Origin of the sequence: Streptomyces sp. NPDC051041, assembly GCF_044456065.1 — a bacterium.
GTDB classification, from domain to species: Bacteria; Actinomycetota; Actinomycetes; order Streptomycetales; family Streptomycetaceae; genus Streptomyces; species Streptomyces glaucus.
The window spans coordinates 31854-45339 of sequence record NZ_JBITFM010000018.1 but is presented as its reverse complement, the minus strand read 5'-3'; the positions used below and the strand labels follow the sequence as shown (position 1 = coordinate 45339).

The window sequence follows — 13486 nt, the reverse complement described above, 5'->3', positions numbered from 1 at the left end:
CGGGGGGCCGGCCGGTCGTGGTGCGCCGTCATCGGGGGTCCCCGGGGTCGGCGTCGGCCGGGCGCACCGGCTGCAGCCGCACGGTCGCGTCCTCCCCGGCGGCGCCGGCCGCGTCGGCACCGGCACGGAACCGGGCCGTCGGGTGGGGAAGCCGCCCGGCCTGCCCGTGCTGCCCGTGCTGCGGGGTCCGTCCGGCCTGCCCGGCCTGGTGCGGCTGCGGCTGCGGCTCCGCGGCGTACGGCCGTGCCGTCGGGCGCTGCGGCAGCGCGCCGTACGGGGCGGGCCGCGCGGTGCGGTGGGCCGGCGGGGACGGGTCGTGCCGGGCGGCGACGGCCGGGGGCCGGGGGTCGCCGTCCCGCCGCTCCGGGAACACCCAGGCCCGGAAGAGCAGGAACCGCAGCACGGTGGCGGCGAGGTTGGCGGCGATGAGCACGGCCAGCTCGGTGGAGTGCGCCGGGTCGGCGGCCGCCGCGTTCAGGGCGGCGAGCGAGCCGCTGGTGAGGACCAGGCCGATGCCGAAGACGACCAGGCCCTGCGCCTGGTGCCGTACGGCGCCGCCGCGGCCGCGCACCCCGAAGGTCAGGCGCCGGTTGGCGGCGGTGTTGGCGACCGCCGAGACCAGCAGGGCGAGCGCGTTGGCCGGCTGCGAGCCGCCGAACTGCCGGAAGGCCGTGTACAGCAGCAGGTAGAACAGGGTGGACAGGGCGCCGACGACGCAGAACCCGACGAGCTGGCGGGCCAGCCCCCTCGGCACGTCCTCGATCTCGCGGTCGCGCGGGTCGTCGCCGAACGGCCGGGCCAGCCGGTCCAGCGGCAGCGACCCGGTGGCCAGCGCCCTGCCGACCCGCCAGACGCCCTTGAGGTCGTCGGTCGCGGTCCTGACGATGTGCACGGTCGAGTCCGGGTCGTCGACCCAGTCGACGGGCACCTCGTGGATGCGCAGCCCGGCGCGCTCGGCGAGCACCAGCATCTCGGTGTCGAAGAACCACCCGGTGTCCTCCACCAGCGGCAGCAGCACCCGGGCCACGTCCCGGCGGATCGCCTTGAAGCCGCACTGGGCGTCGGAGAAGCGGGCCTGGAGCGAGCCGCGCAGGATGAGGTTGTACGAGCGGGAGATGAACTCCCGCTTCGCGCCGCGCACCACCCTGCTGCTGCGGCTGAGGCGGGACCCTATGGCGAGGTCCGAGTGGCCGGAGATCAGCGGGGCCACCAGCGGCAGCAGGGCGTTGAGGTCGGTGGACAGGTCCACGTCCATGTAGGCGAGGACCGGGGCGTCCGAGGCCGACCAGACGGTCCGCAGGGCCCGGCCGCGGCCCTTCTGCTCCAGCCGGAAGGACCTGACCTCCGCGATGTCCGCCTCCAGCCGCGCGGCCACCTGCGGGGTGGTGTCCGTCGACGCGTTGTCCGCGATCGTGATGCGGAACGCGTAGGGGAAGGTGCGCGCGAGGTGCTCGTGCAGTCTGCGGACGCACGGCCGGAGGTCCTTCTCCTCGTTGTAGACGGGGATCACTACGTCCAGGACAGGCGTACCGGCTCCTGCGGCCGGGAGGTGCTCCCGCGCCGGCAGGGTGCCGGGAGAAGAGTCGGTTCGCATGGCCCGACTCTTCTCAAGTGCCCTGTCGCACCCGTGTGGTGACGCTGTGCTGTGCCTGTGAGTACGGTCGCCGGACCGTCTCGCGGGCCGGCTGCCGGTCCGGCCCGGGGGCGGGCCGCGCCGCGAGCGCCGGCAGGTGCAGGGTGAACACGGTCCGCCCCGGCACGCTGTCCACGGTCACGGCGCCGCCGTGCGCGGCCGCCACGGCCTGCACGATGGCCAGGCCCAGCCCGGTGGAGCCGGTCGCGCGGGACCGGGCGGAGTCGCCGCGCGCGAACCGCTCGAAGACGTGCGGGAGCAGCTCGGGCGGGATGCCCTGGCCGTTGTCCTCGACGTCCACGCACAGCCACGGGCCGCGCCGCTGGACCCGCGCGGTGACGGTGGTGCCCGGCGGGGTGTGGGTGCGGGCGTTGGCGAGCAGGTTGACGAGGACCTGCTGGAGCCGGGCCGCGTCCGCCGCCACCAGGGCGGGTTCGTCGGGCAGTTCCAGCCGCCAGACATGGTCCATGCCGGCCGCGCGGGCGTCGCTGACGGTGTCCACGACGAGCGGGACGAGGTCGGTCTGCTCGAACCGCAGCGGCCGCCCGGCGTCCAGGCGGGCCAGCAGCAGCAGGTCCTCCACCAGCAGGGTCATGCGCCCCGCCTCGGACTCGATGCGGCCCAGGGCGTGCCGGGTGTCCGGCCCGACCTGCTCCCGGCCGCGCCGGGTCAGCTCGGCGTAGCCGCGGATGGAGGCGAGCGGGGTGCGCAGTTCGTGGCTGGCGTCGGCGACGAACTGCCGTACCCGCGTCTCGCTCTGCTGGCGGGCGTGCAGCGCGCCGTGCACGTGGTCGAGCATCCGGTTGAGCGCGGCGCCGACCCGGCCGACCTCGGTGTGCGGGTCGCACTCGGACTCCGGCACGCGCTCGTCGAGGTTGACCTCGCCGCTGTGCAGGGGGAGTTCGGAGACGCGGGTGGCGGTGGCGGCGACCTTGCGCAGGGGGCGGGTGGCGACGCCGACCAGCACGTACCCGGCGATGCCGGCGGCGACGAGGCCGGCGGCGGTGACGCTGACCTCGACGAGGATCAGGGTGTTGATGGTGTTGTCGGTGTCCGCGGTGGGGATCGCCACGTAGGAGCCGCCCCCGGCGCCGGGGACGAAGACGGCGCGGTACTCGCCCAGGCCGGGGAGTTCGACGGTGTGCGGCCTGGCGTCCCGGGCGACGGACGCGAGCGCGGTCCGCTGGGGTTCGGTGAGGTCGACGGCCGCCATCCGCCGGAAACCGTCGTCGGACCGCTGCCGGGCGACGACCGCCCTGGTGACCGTGGCGTCGGCGCCGACCTCGGCGGCGACGGTGTACTCCTGGGTCGGCCCGTGGGTGACGAAGTCCTCCAGCTGGTCCTGCGCCACGGGGTCGTCCACCTCGTCGGGCTTGACCGGGGCCGCCAGCCGCTTGCCGGCGTCGGCGACCTGCCCGTCGAGCTGCTCGTACAGGTGCGAGCGCAGCGCCAGCGTCGTCACCGTGCCGATCACCGCGCACACCACGGCGATCAGCACGACGGACGCGACGACGAGCCGCGTCCGCAGAGTGCGCGGCCTGCCCGCCCGCCCCCTGCCCGCCTGCTGCGTACGCGGCCGTCGCCGCCCGCTCATGACACCGCGGGCTTGATCAGGTAACCGGCGCCCCGCCGGGTGTGGATCATCGGCTCGCGCCCGGCGTCGATCTTCCGCCGCAGGTAGGAGATGTACAGCTCGACGACGTTGGCCTGGCCGCCGAAGTCGTACGACCACACCCGGTCGAGGATCTGCGCCTTGCTGAGCACGCGCCGCGGGTTGCGCATCAGGAAGCGCAGCAGCTCGAACTCGGTGGCGGTGAGGTGGATGGAGTCCCCGCCCCGGGTGACCTCGTGGCTGTCCTCGTCGAGGGTGAGGTCGCCGACGACCAGCACGGAGTCGGAGCGCCGGTCGGCGGCGCCGGAGCGGCGGATCAGGCCGCGCAGCCGTGCGACGACCTCCTCCAGGCTGAACGGCTTGGTGACGTAGTCGTCGCCGCCGGCGGTCAGCCCGGCGATCCGGTCCTCCACGGCGTCCTTCGCGGTGAGGAACAGCACGGGCACGTCGGGCAGTTCGCGGCGCAGCCGGCCGAGCACCGTCAGCCCGTCCATGTCGGGCAGCATCATGTCCAGCACGACGGCGTCGGGCCGGAACTCGCGCGCGGTCCGGAGGGCGCCCTGGCCGTCTCCCGCGCTGCGGATCTGCCAGCCCTCGTAGCGCAGGGCCATGGACAGCAGTTCGGTGATGGACAGCTCGTCGTCCACTACAAGCACCCGGACGGGGCTCCCGTCCGGCCTCAGCAGTTCGGTGCGCCCCTGGGGCGAGGTCGTGGTCATGGCGACCACCCTGGCCAAAGGCTCTGAGAGCGTCCTTTCGGCATCCTGTGATTTCTCTGAGAAACGCACAGGGCTCTCCCAGGCACCGCTCGGGGAAGGCTCACCGGCACCGCGTGACCGGCGGCGGGACAGCGGCACCGGCGCGCCGTCAGAACAGTCCCTCCTGCGCCCCCGGCCCCGCGTTCCCGAACTCCCGCACCGGCAGCGGAAGGTGCCCGTCCGCGGCCGGGACCAGCCCCCACCCGGTCATCAGCCGCGTGTCGAGGACGACGATCCCGCGCTCCGTCGCCAGGTGCAGGTCCGGCCCGGCCGCCGCGACCAGCTCACCGCTGATCGCCCCGCCCGCGACCAGCTCGGTCACCTCCCCCGCGGCGGCCGGCAGCCCCGCCAGCCCGAACGCCCGGACGTGGTCCACGGGCCGGAACGGCTCGGCCGCCAGCGTCTCGGGCCACCCGGGGAGCGACGTCGCCCGCGCGTGCAGCTCCGCGAGTTCGGCCGCCCGCTCCGCCTCCGTCGGCGGCAGCGCGGACCGCGCGGCCCGCTTGTCGGCGTACGCGATCCGGTCGGGCACCCGGAGCGCGGTGCGCAGCAGTTCCTCGGTGCGCCGGGCGGCCATCAGCGGCCCGGTGCCGAGCGGGGTGAAGCAGACGGCCCCCTGCTCCAGCAGCCGGGCCGGGCCGCGCTCGACCGCCGTGATCCCCACCTTGGCCATGCCGGGCCCGAACCACGCCAGGTACACCCGGTACGGCCGGGGATCGTCCGCGACGGTGTCGGCGGCCACGGAGTGCGCCCGTTCCAGCCGCGCGCACTGCGCGCACCGCGCCCCCGTACTCCGCCCCGGCACGCCCGCCCGCACCGGGCACGGGTGTCCCCGCGCTCCCGCACAGGTCCGCCGCCCCCCTTCCACGACCCCGAAGGCCACCCGCTTCCCCCTGGTCAGCGCGGTACGCCGCCCGCCGTGCCACACCAGCGCGGGGCCGTCCGCCGACCACCGCAGCCCCGAGCACCTCCACACCTGTGCCATCGCCGCCGAGCGTAGGGGGCGGCACCGACAACGGGGGCCGCGCGCGTTCGCGGACGGTCGGGTTCAGCCCGCGGAGTCGGCGGCCGCCGCGGCCGGCGCCGCCTCGCGCGCCGCCGCGACCGCCCCGGGGTCCCCGCCCGCGCGAGCCGTGCGCCGCACCCCCCGCCCCGCGAGCCGGCACCCCAGGCACCCGGGGTGCCCGGCGCGCGCGCCGAGGTCCCGGACCCGCCACCCCCACTGCTCCCGGGGCCGCCGCCCCGGCGGCTTGCCCCACCCGGCCAGGTGCAGCGCCCAGGTGACGAGCAGGCTCACCGCCCCGGTCCCGAGCCCGCCCGCCACCAGCGCGGCCGACCCCGCGCAGATCCCGGCCCCCACCGCGGCGGCCCCGGCCGTGGCGATCCCGAAACCGGTCCACCCCGCGACGGTGTGCCCGTGGTCATATGGATGTGCGCTCACGTGCCTGCCTCCTCGTGCGGGCGGTGAAACCCGCGTCGCCGGACGGAGGGCCGGAAGAACTCCCTCACGACGTAAGCATTTTAACCACGAAAACTCTCACAAGCTAAGGGAATACAGAAGAGAATGCGAGCCAAGCCGCGTCCGGCCGCCACCCCCGAGCAGGCCCTGTCGGCGATGGACCACCTCATCGCCACCCACCTGGTCGGCCAGCACGAGATCGCCCAGCAGGTGGGGCTGAACGTCACCGACCTCACCTGCTTCGCCTTCGTCATCGAAGCGGGCGAGAACCTGCTCACCGCCGGCGACCTGGCGGCCCGCGCCCATGTCACGACGGGCGCGGTGACCGGCATCCTCAACCGCCTGGAACGCGCCGGCTACATCACCCGCCGCCCCGACCCGGCGGACCGCCGCCGCGTCCGCGTGGCGGCCGAACCGGCCGCGGTGGCCCGCGTCCGCGAGGTCTACGAGCCGTACTACGCCCGCCTGGCCGCGCTCTTCGCCGACTACTCCCCCGACGAGATCGCCGTCCTCCACGACTGGTTCACCCGCGCGAGCACCCTGGCGGCGGCCTATCTGGAGGAGCACTGCCGCACCGGCTGAACCGCCCGCCGCCCCGGACCGGCGGCCGCGTCGAAGACCGGCGGGGCGACGGGCGGGGCCACACACCCGCCGCCCTGCCCGGGCGGGCAAGGAGTGCGGGCGCCCAGCCCCGCTCGCGCGGATCCCGCGACCCGCCCGCCACCCCTGATCCCGCCGCGCCCGCCCTCCGCGGCGGTCGCCGCACTTCGCCGCTGTACGCCCCTGAAACGCCGAAGGCCCCGGATCGCTCCGGGGCCTTCGACCTGTGTGCACTCGGCAGGATTCGAACCTGCAACCTTCTGATCCGTAGCTCTACGAAGATCGGTCGGGGACGGTCATACCGGTTACTCGGAAGTGTCTGAGGGAGGTTGAGGGTCGGGGGCGGTGGGTGGAGTTGCTGTATCCGGTTGCTGTACAGCTGCCGTGGCCTCGCGAGCGCGGGCGAGGTTGTGGCGGGCGATGAGGGTGGCGGGGTGGCCGGGGCCCAGGAGCCGCTCCCGGTCGGCGAGGACCCGCTCGCTGAGGTCGAGGGCGTCCTGGATGCGCCCGGCATTGCTGTAGGAGGCGGCGAGGTTGTGGCGGGCGATGAGGGTGGCGGGGTGGCCGGGGCCGTGGACGGCGTGATCTTCGCCCACGACGTGCCCGTGCGCGACAAGGGCCGCTTCGCCGGGAAACCGACCGTCGACACCGGCGTGAAGGCGGCCGTCAACCGTCCCGGCGAACTGATCGCCGAGGTCCGCGAGAAGGCGGCCCGCGGAGAGACCACCTCCGCGTCCCCGGCCGCGACACCCGTCGAACGCGCCGGCGAGTCGGGCGAGGGCTACGGCACCAAGCTGCGCAAGTGGCTGATGAGCGGCGTCAGGTACTTGCGACAAAACACTTGGAGAAAGCGCAGGTCAGAGCCATCATGGACGATATCTTGGAGCGCTGGGCTGCCGAACAGGCGGCGAAAGCTCCCGCTATCCCTGCCGAAGACCTCCGCGAACTGGCGGACAGCTTGGGCATCAAGCTGGGTGACTGAGCAGCCCAAGCTCCGGATGAGAGGCCCCGCTCTTTGGATGGCGGGGCCTCTTGGCGTCTCAGCGAAGGAACGCCGACGTTACCCGTGTCGGGCGCCCGTCACGCATGGGCAGGCGATGGACACCGCTTAGGGAGAGTTCGGGAGATCACGACCTCATCTGACACAGTTGGGGCACGTCTCAGTCGATCAGCAATGAGCCACGTTGACCAGCGCGTGGTGAAGGCGCATGAACCCTCAGCTTGAAGAGACTGAGGTGGTCCGCGCCTGATTGCACAGCATGAAAACCTGGCGCGTACCGACAGTAATTCGGCTCCCCATAGCATCCGAAATAAGAGCAAAGCAGGCATCTCGAAATCACGTTTGACGACTGGACTCCGGGGGTAACCCGCCTGAAAGCGGCAATACGGCACAGTTGAACTCGATCTCTGTCTCCTGTGTGGTCGGTGCTGCTGGCTGGATTCCTTCGGGTGATTTGTGGAAGCCTTTACAGGATCCTCAAAGTTGGCGAAGATCGTGAAGGCATGTCCACTCGGGGGATTAAAAGGAGCAAAAAATGTCTCGGAAGCTGATGGCTTTCTCCGTTGTGTCCGCGATGGCGGCTGCCGGTGCATTGTTGGCCGCAACGCCGGCTGGTGCGACGACTCTGCAGCCGCAGATTTACACGGCGACCTACACGGCCGCCGACTCCGTCACTCCTCCTGCGCAGCTCATAGGCCCGCACGGCGAGAAGCCCAAGGAGTGGGGAGTAGTCGCGGTTCCTCTCGGCTCGTCGACGAACTCCCTCGTCACCCCCAAGGCAACGAAGGATGTCGGTGGTGGGACGTGGAGCTACGGAACCACGCTGGACGGCGTCTACAAGGGCTGCTATTCGAACTACATCCACCCGACCAAGAAGCACTCGGCCAGCGTCGCCATCGCCGATGGAACCGACAAGGACACGCAGAACGCCGACGTCTGGGCGAAGGCGTACCGCACGGCCGGTGTCGCCCACACGTGCTACACCTACTGGGGCGTCTACTAAAAACCTCGGTTAAGGCGTCGCATGCTTGATTCCCTGGTCGTCCAAGGGCTCCGCACCCTCGAGGCCAGGGATTTCATGCGGCAACTGCTTGCGATGGGGTATAGTGCACCTTCCACTTTGCCTGCATTGCACTCCCCAAGGTTGTGTTATTGGTGCGCCTTTCACTCGCTGCGACCATCTCTTCGGTAACTGTCGGCGTGGCAGTTGGCATCTGCAGCCCACTGCTTTCGTCGACTAACGGGCCAGGGCTAGTAGTGCAAGCCGTCTTGAGTTCCGGATGGGCATATGCCGCTCTTGCATTCTCCGTAGGGATGGCGGGTAGAGGGAAGGCGTCCTCCGCTCTTATGGGGGCAATATCGCTAGCAGTCGCTGTTGTTGCCTACTACGTCACGCAGGCAGGCCAGGGGGAATTCACCTCGGCGGATCTGAGTGACCCAACCGGACAGAGTCAAAGTTTCTCCTGGGTCGAGTTCCTGTCGATGACTTCCTTCTGGTGTGTCGTCGCCCTCATCCTTGGGCCGATTCTGGGAGTCGCCGGATATTTTGCCCGTAAAGGCCCCTATAGAGTCGCATGTCGCATTCTGATACCACTTGTAGTGATTGCTGAACTCAGCATGCGGCTCGGGAACGAGGCTTCGCGGCAGGCATCGGCCGTCGTGACGACGTGGAGCACTGTTCGCGCCATAGCAGTGGCTGCGGTGATCATCGTGATGGGGTATGCCATCTTCGGCAACTGGCGCCGGCGGTCTGCCAAGCAACTCTCTTCGCGCTGAAGGGCGCGGCTCTTCGTGCCTCTCTGGGTACATCAACTCTGGCTGGCCCCTGTCGGGGTGGCTGGCACCGTAGGCCGTGTCGGCAGGGCGTCGCCGAGACCTCACCCGTGTTCGTCGCGTCGGTCTGCGATCCTGGAGACCGATCGCGAGAGGGGCCGCACGTATGGAGTGGAAAACCCACGGTGAGCGTCAGATCTACACGAACCCCTGGGTGAACCTGTGTCTGGTCGACGTCCAACAGCCGGACGGACGCCGGTGGGAGTACCACGTCGTTCGCCTCCGGCACCTGGCTGTGGCAGCCGTGGTCAACGACCGCCAGGAAGTTCTGGTGATGTGGCGTCACCGGTTCATCACCAACTCCTGGGCCTGGGAGCTGCCCATGGGCCTGGTGGAGGAGGGCGAGACTCCGGAGGAAGCGGCAGCTCGCGAAGTGCTGGAAGAGACGGGATGGCGGCCTGGCCCCATCAAGCCCTTGATCTACGCCGAGCCGGCCAATGGCATCACCGACTCTCAGCACCACGTCTTCCGTGTGAACGGCGCGACCTACGCCGGGCCTCCCACGGAGAAGAACGAGTCCGACCGCATCGAGTGGATTCCGCTCTCAGAGGTGCGGGGCATGATCGACCGCCGTGAGGTCGTCAGCAGCGGTTCTCTGGTGGGTCTGCTGTACCTGCTCATGGATGAAGGAATCCGCTGACGGGGGGCAGGAGGTCCCGTAGCCGCGCCTCGAAGGCCAGTGCTACGGGCTCCCGCCGGTGCGGGGACAACTGGTCGTAGAACTCCCTCAGGTGGCCGCTGACGCGCTCTGAGGCGACCGCTGACGCGGGCACCAGAGCTTGCGTGGCCGTGTGGCATGCCTGATCCAGCTTGCCCCGGTCTAACTGGGTACGGGCGAGCCAGAAGGTGTGGAACGCCCGGCCGCGCTGCTTGGTGTGGTCTTCTCGCCGCAGCGCGTCTGCGATCAGTGGTTCAGCGGACGCTGCCTCACCCAGCCGGCCATGCGCAATTCCCGTGTCCACAATGAGCTTCGGCTCATCGAAGTAGGTCACCCACGAAGGATCTGGGTCGCTCGCATCGATCTGCTCGAAATGGCGGTGCGCTTCACCGATCGCCCGGTGCGTGGCGTTCCGGTCTCCGAGGGTCGCATGGGCGAAGGCTTCCCGCATGGACAGCATCGAGAGAACACGCGGTGTCGTCCCCGGTGACGAGCGGGCCTGGTCTTGGGCGCCAGTCACGAGGGCCAGCGAGTCCACGGGCTTGTCCTGGTAGGTCGCCTGCAAGCTCATGCAGGCAAGCACGTTGGCCATGAACTGGCGGTCGTCGATCTCCTTGACCAGTCTCAGGGCCTCAGTGAAGTACGCGCGGGCCTGGTTGTACTGGCGAGCGTCGAAGTAGGTCCAGCCGGTCAGACGTGCCAGCTCGGCCGCGATCCCGTACAGGTGGTTCTGGATGGATGGCTGCCGGTTCTCTTTGAGAAGCCCCGCCACGTAGCGGAGCTGCCCGACGATGGCCGGCCTCAAGGCTTCCCCGCCGTGCTGGTCGTCCCGACGCCAGTAGTCCTCGATTGAGGAACGGAAGGCTTCGAGGGTGCTCGGGTTGAGGTTGGTTCGTGTGGCAAGCGCAAGGATGCTGTCCACGTCAGGGCCCGGTAGCGAAGCACTCGTCTGCGCCTCCGGCTCCGGCAACTGCGGCTCTTCTCGCTCGGCTACAGCCAGGGCTTGCGGAGTCTCCCAGGGGCGCCGTGCAAGACCAAGCATGTGTCCGGGGATGCGCAAGCCGTCAGAGATGCGCTCCACCACGTCCATGTGAAGCAACTGCCTTCGTCCGGCGATCACTTCACCAACCCGGCTCGGGGTCAGGTCCCATCTCCGGGCGATCATCGACGGGTAGATGCCCGCCCTCGTCTTCACCATCCGGAAGACTCGGGAGAAATCCCGCAGCCGACACGCGTCGATCATCTCTGGATCGGTGAGCAGCCTTGCGGGCAACTCCTGCGGTCGTTCGGCGTCGGGCATGGACACGCTCCCCACTGTGAGGGCTACGCAACGTCGCTGGATCCCTACTTGCGGCGATGTTACCCAAGTTGGGTAATCAGCCTGACCTTATGGGCACCCCCCTCGGATAGCGATGCTCCTTCCATGGCGAGCAACCAGCAGACCAGACCAGGCATCGGTGAACTGGCGAAGGACACCGCCAGTGGACGAATCGGCGTCGTCATGGGTGAGGTCGGCGCTCGGGTGCAGATAAGGCCCGTGGGCGGCGGCGTCGAGTGGGACGCACTGCCGGACAACGTGGTGGCGCTCTCGGCGCGGGAGGAATTGACCACCCGTCTGGCCATCAGGAACGGCAACAGCCGGGACGGCCTGTGATGCGCGCCATCGGCCGGTACGTGGGGGTCCTGTTCGTCATCATGGTCAGCGCTTCATGCGGCCTAGTGATCGGAATGGCCTTCAGTATCAGCCAGTAGACCGGTCGCCTCGAACGGGTGCCATTTCCCCGGCTCCCCCGTCCCCGTTCGGGGCGGCCTTCCAAGTCCTCAGCAAGACGACACTCAAGGAGCCTCGCATGACTGTAACGGCCAACGACCAGAGGACCGGTCGCGCGGTGGCTGGTGAGGAGCTGTTCGACAGCCTCGCGCACTTCGTGGTGGTCCACAACGGGCAGCCGCGCGAGCGGGCCGAGCGGATCGCGGACCAGGCAGTGGCCTTCGTGGTCACGGCAGCGACCGCCACCGTGCCCATGGTCCCGTCGGACGACGTGGACCTCGGCCTGCATGCGCTCATCCTGCACACGAAGGAGTACGCCGACCTGTGCGACCGCTTCGCGGGCCGCTTCCTCCACCACAACCCCAAGCCGGGTGGAGGGACGCGTGATCCGGAGAAGGTGGCCGCGTCTGCGCACGCGATGAAGGCGGCCGGGTTCGTGGTCTTCGACGACCTGTGGACCGTGGACGGCACGAACCTCGCGCAGTGCGACTCCGACTGCGGTCGGCCGTATGGTCAGGCGTAGCGACACGACACCAGCGGCGCGGTCGGCCTCGTTGTGGGGTCGGCCGCGCCGCCCGGAAGGAGAACCGACGTTGATCGGGACATCCCCTGAACTGCCGATCGTCGTGCTCGACGCGCTCATGCCCACGACTCAGCGCTTGGTCCTCAACCGCCGGGGCTCCATAGTCTGGGAGGTCGAGAGCCATCGGGGCCACTACGCCGTGAAGGTCGGCTATCCGATTGAGGCGACGGCCGAATGGCCTGCGCAGCCCTGGACGGCGCTCGCGCCCGCACGTGAAGGTGCGGTGTTGTACCGCCTGGGCTTCCATGACTTCGCGTACGGCGAGTGGGGCGGCGGTACCTGGAACTTCCAGCCGTGGCGGGAGGGACCGGACCTCTACCAGCTGTGGGAGCCCTGTCGTAGGCCGGGCTCGCACAGCGATCCGCACACGAGCGTCGCCCTGGGCTGCGTGGAGGCGCTGGCCGAACTTCACGCCAAAGGATGGGCGCACGGTGACGTGCAGCCCGCGCACTTCATCATCGGGCCAGAGCAGACGCACCTGATCGATCTGGCCTTGGCACGCGGCGGTCGGGTGCCCGAGGGATACGACTTCCCGTTCCACGGCTGCCTCGTCCACTACGAGGCCCCGGAGATCGCGCGCAGTGTGCTCGAAACCGGCGAGGCTGAGCCCACCCAGGAAGCCGACATCTATGCGCTCGGCGCGTCCCTGCTCGTCTCCGCCACGGGCTGGCGGGCGGTCGAGTACCCGGACGACGCACCGCGTCCTGTGCAGCGAAGGGCCGTGGCAGACGGCAAGCGACGGCCCGTCAAGGTGCGGGGCGAGCTGGGTGAACTGATCGAGGCCATGCTCAGCCACGCTCCCGAAGACAGGCCAACGATCTGCGAGGTGGGCAAGGCCCTGAGCTGAGGCCGAAGTGCCAGCGGTCCCCGAAGGCGCGACCCACTGCGACGACCAAAAGACAGAGACCGGACCGCCCCTCAGCCTGGACAGCGTGCCGAGTGGTCCGGTCGCGGAAGTCCTGATTAGGACCCCGGTACCGATGGTACCGGGGTGGTCGGCATGCCCGAATGCGGGTGCGACTGCAACCCCGGTACTCCGATGTAAGTTAGAGGGGGTTCCTGTTGCAGCTCGGTCGGCCCTATCCCAGTTCTGACCTGTACCACCGAAAGTCAGCCACGGCGGTGGGTTTGCCGAACGAGCACCCGTCACGTGTGTCTCCAGCAACCCCCCGCCGGCCTCAGCCACGCTTCATCCCATCGTCACGGCCCTCGCCCCGGTCCCGGCTTGGGAGTTGCCGACGCGGTTGCCTAACACATGGGCTTGCCTGCGGACGTGTATTCCAGCGGCTGCGAAGCGCGGACCGGTCGGGCGGCAGGGCCTCGCTTGGTCGTTGACGGCCTGGTCCTGGTGCTCGGACTGGTCGGGTTGCTTCCTGCTCAGGCTGTCCGTCTCGGCGTTGCTGCGCGCTGAGCGGGTGGGGGCCGCCGGAGCGGGGCGGAGACATGAGCGGCGGGGGCCCGGGGCCGCCCCCCCGCGGGGGCCCCCCCCCGGGGGCGCCCGGGGCCCCCGGGGGGAAGTTTTTTTTAAAGCTTTGTGGCGGGGTGCCCCCCGGGGCGTTGTCCCCGGTGGGGGAATGGG

General features: G+C 70.1%; 15 protein-coding genes and 1 pseudogene. 9 read left to right on the top strand and 7 right to left on the bottom strand.

Features of this window, described 5'->3' with window-relative positions; genetic code table 11:
- Positions 1 to 28: 28 nt before the first annotated feature.
- The 5 genes from ACIBAI_RS23785 to ACIBAI_RS23765 all read right to left on the bottom strand — a co-directional run bounded on the left by ACIBAI_RS23785 (position 29) and on the right by ACIBAI_RS23765 (position 5444).
- Positions 29 to 1594 (bottom strand): glycosyltransferase, encoded by a 1566-nt coding sequence (locus tag ACIBAI_RS23785; RefSeq protein WP_399037200.1) that lies wholly within the window; start codon positions 1592 to 1594, stop codon positions 29 to 31.
- Between the two features lie 13 nt (positions 1595 to 1607).
- Positions 1608 to 3227: an ATP-binding protein gene (locus tag ACIBAI_RS23780; protein WP_399037198.1), complete on the bottom strand. Its 1620-nt coding sequence runs from the start codon at positions 3225 to 3227 to the stop codon at positions 1608 to 1610.
- Positions 3224 to 3964: a response regulator transcription factor gene (locus ACIBAI_RS23775; RefSeq protein ID WP_399037196.1), complete on the bottom strand. Its 741-nt coding sequence runs from the start codon at positions 3962 to 3964 to the stop codon at positions 3224 to 3226. The genes ACIBAI_RS23780 and ACIBAI_RS23775 overlap by 4 nt, the downstream gene beginning before the upstream one ends.
- Positions 3965 to 4112: 148 nt before the next feature.
- Positions 4113 to 4988 carry a DUF2797 domain-containing protein gene (locus ACIBAI_RS23770; protein ID WP_399037194.1) on the bottom strand — a complete coding sequence of 292 codons (876 nt, stop codon included), beginning with the start codon at positions 4986 to 4988 and terminating at the stop codon, positions 4113 to 4115.
- A 63-nt stretch (positions 4989 to 5051) separates the two neighbouring features.
- Positions 5052 to 5444 (bottom strand): HGxxPAAW family protein, encoded by a 393-nt coding sequence (locus tag ACIBAI_RS23765; protein ID WP_399037192.1) that lies wholly within the window; start codon positions 5442 to 5444, stop codon positions 5052 to 5054.
- A 123-nt stretch (positions 5445 to 5567) separates the two neighbouring features.
- On the opposite strand from ACIBAI_RS23765, the gene ACIBAI_RS23760 reads away from it, so the two are divergent.
- Positions 5568 to 6044: a MarR family transcriptional regulator gene (locus ACIBAI_RS23760; RefSeq protein WP_344607862.1), complete on the top strand. Its 477-nt coding sequence runs from the start codon at positions 5568 to 5570 to the stop codon at positions 6042 to 6044.
- A gap of 323 nt (positions 6045 to 6367) precedes the next feature.
- On the opposite strand, the gene ACIBAI_RS23755 is transcribed toward ACIBAI_RS23760, so the two are convergent.
- Positions 6368 to 6658 (bottom strand): tetratricopeptide repeat protein, encoded by a 291-nt coding sequence (locus ACIBAI_RS23755; RefSeq protein ID WP_399037190.1) that lies wholly within the window; start codon positions 6656 to 6658, stop codon positions 6368 to 6370.
- On the opposite strand from ACIBAI_RS23755, the pseudogene ACIBAI_RS23750 reads away from it, so the two are divergent.
- The 5 genes and pseudogenes from ACIBAI_RS23750 to ACIBAI_RS23730 form a co-directional block, all read left to right on the top strand.
- Positions 6623 to 6892: pseudogene (locus ACIBAI_RS23750) on the top strand (PTS lactose transporter subunit IIC); the annotation flags it as partial. The gene ACIBAI_RS23755 and the pseudogene ACIBAI_RS23750 sit on opposite strands and share 36 nt — an antisense overlap.
- Positions 6865 to 7044 carry a hypothetical protein gene (locus ACIBAI_RS23745; RefSeq protein WP_399037324.1) on the top strand — a complete coding sequence of 60 codons (180 nt, stop codon included), beginning with the start codon at positions 6865 to 6867 and terminating at the stop codon, positions 7042 to 7044. The pseudogene ACIBAI_RS23750 and the gene ACIBAI_RS23745, both read left to right, overlap by 28 nt.
- Positions 7045 to 7597: 553 nt before the next feature.
- On the top strand, positions 7598 to 8065 hold the full coding sequence (locus ACIBAI_RS23740) for a lactococcin 972 family bacteriocin (RefSeq protein ID WP_399037189.1): 468 nt from the start codon (positions 7598 to 7600) through the stop codon (positions 8063 to 8065).
- Between the two features lie 197 nt (positions 8066 to 8262).
- The gene (locus tag ACIBAI_RS23735) at positions 8263 to 8838 is read left to right on the top strand and encodes a DUF6518 family protein (RefSeq protein WP_399037187.1); all 576 of its coding nucleotides are present in this window, start codon (positions 8263 to 8265) and stop codon (positions 8836 to 8838) included.
- A 163-nt stretch (positions 8839 to 9001) separates the two neighbouring features.
- The gene (locus ACIBAI_RS23730; protein WP_399037186.1) at positions 9002 to 9535 is read left to right on the top strand and encodes an NUDIX hydrolase; all 534 of its coding nucleotides are present in this window, start codon (positions 9002 to 9004) and stop codon (positions 9533 to 9535) included.
- Here ACIBAI_RS23730 and ACIBAI_RS23725 read toward each other — a convergent pair.
- Positions 9513 to 10853, bottom strand: coding sequence for a hypothetical protein (locus tag ACIBAI_RS23725; protein WP_399037308.1), 1341 nt, complete (start codon positions 10851 to 10853; stop codon positions 9513 to 9515). The genes ACIBAI_RS23730 and ACIBAI_RS23725 overlap by 23 nt on opposite strands.
- Before the next feature lie 123 nt (positions 10854 to 10976).
- Between ACIBAI_RS23725 and ACIBAI_RS23720 the strand changes: the two genes are divergently transcribed.
- The 3 genes from ACIBAI_RS23720 to ACIBAI_RS23710 all read left to right on the top strand — a co-directional run bounded on the left by ACIBAI_RS23720 (position 10977) and on the right by ACIBAI_RS23710 (position 12754).
- The gene (locus ACIBAI_RS23720) at positions 10977 to 11207 is read left to right on the top strand and encodes a hypothetical protein (RefSeq protein WP_399037184.1); all 231 of its coding nucleotides are present in this window, start codon (positions 10977 to 10979) and stop codon (positions 11205 to 11207) included.
- Positions 11208 to 11403: 196 nt separating this feature from the next.
- Entirely contained in the window at positions 11404 to 11847 is a 444-nt protein-coding gene (locus tag ACIBAI_RS23715) for a glycine-rich domain-containing protein (RefSeq protein ID WP_399037182.1), read from the top strand.
- A 70-nt stretch (positions 11848 to 11917) separates the two neighbouring features.
- Positions 11918 to 12754, top strand: coding sequence for a protein kinase (locus tag ACIBAI_RS23710; protein WP_399037180.1), 837 nt, complete (start codon positions 11918 to 11920; stop codon positions 12752 to 12754).
- The last annotated feature ends 732 nt before the right edge of the window (positions 12755 to 13486 follow it).

Excerpts from the sequence above, each read along its gene's own strand:
- ACIBAI_RS23785 (WP_399037200.1), bottom strand. The coding sequence starts at position 1,594 with ATGCGAACCGACTCTTCTCCCGGCACCCTGCCGGCGCGGGAGCACCTC.
- ACIBAI_RS23780 (WP_399037198.1), bottom strand. The coding sequence starts at position 3,227 with ATGAGCGGGCGGCGACGGCCGCGTACGCAGCAGGCGGGCAGGGGGCGG.
- ACIBAI_RS23775 (WP_399037196.1), bottom strand. The coding sequence starts at position 3,964 with ATGACCACGACCTCGCCCCAGGGGCGCACCGAACTGCTGAGGCCGGAC.
- ACIBAI_RS23770 (WP_399037194.1), bottom strand. The coding sequence starts at position 4,988 with ATGGCACAGGTGTGGAGGTGCTCGGGGCTGCGGTGGTCGGCGGACGGC.
- ACIBAI_RS23760 (WP_344607862.1), top strand. The coding sequence starts at position 5,568 with ATGCGAGCCAAGCCGCGTCCGGCCGCCACCCCCGAGCAGGCCCTGTCG.
- ACIBAI_RS23740 (WP_399037189.1), top strand. The coding sequence starts at position 7,598 with ATGTCTCGGAAGCTGATGGCTTTCTCCGTTGTGTCCGCGATGGCGGCT.
- ACIBAI_RS23730 (WP_399037186.1), top strand. The coding sequence starts at position 9,002 with ATGGAGTGGAAAACCCACGGTGAGCGTCAGATCTACACGAACCCCTGG.
- ACIBAI_RS23725 (WP_399037308.1), bottom strand. The coding sequence starts at position 10,853 with ATGCCCGACGCCGAACGACCGCAGGAGTTGCCCGCAAGGCTGCTCACC.
- ACIBAI_RS23720 (WP_399037184.1), top strand. The coding sequence starts at position 10,977 with ATGGCGAGCAACCAGCAGACCAGACCAGGCATCGGTGAACTGGCGAAG.
- ACIBAI_RS23715 (WP_399037182.1), top strand. The coding sequence starts at position 11,404 with ATGACTGTAACGGCCAACGACCAGAGGACCGGTCGCGCGGTGGCTGGT.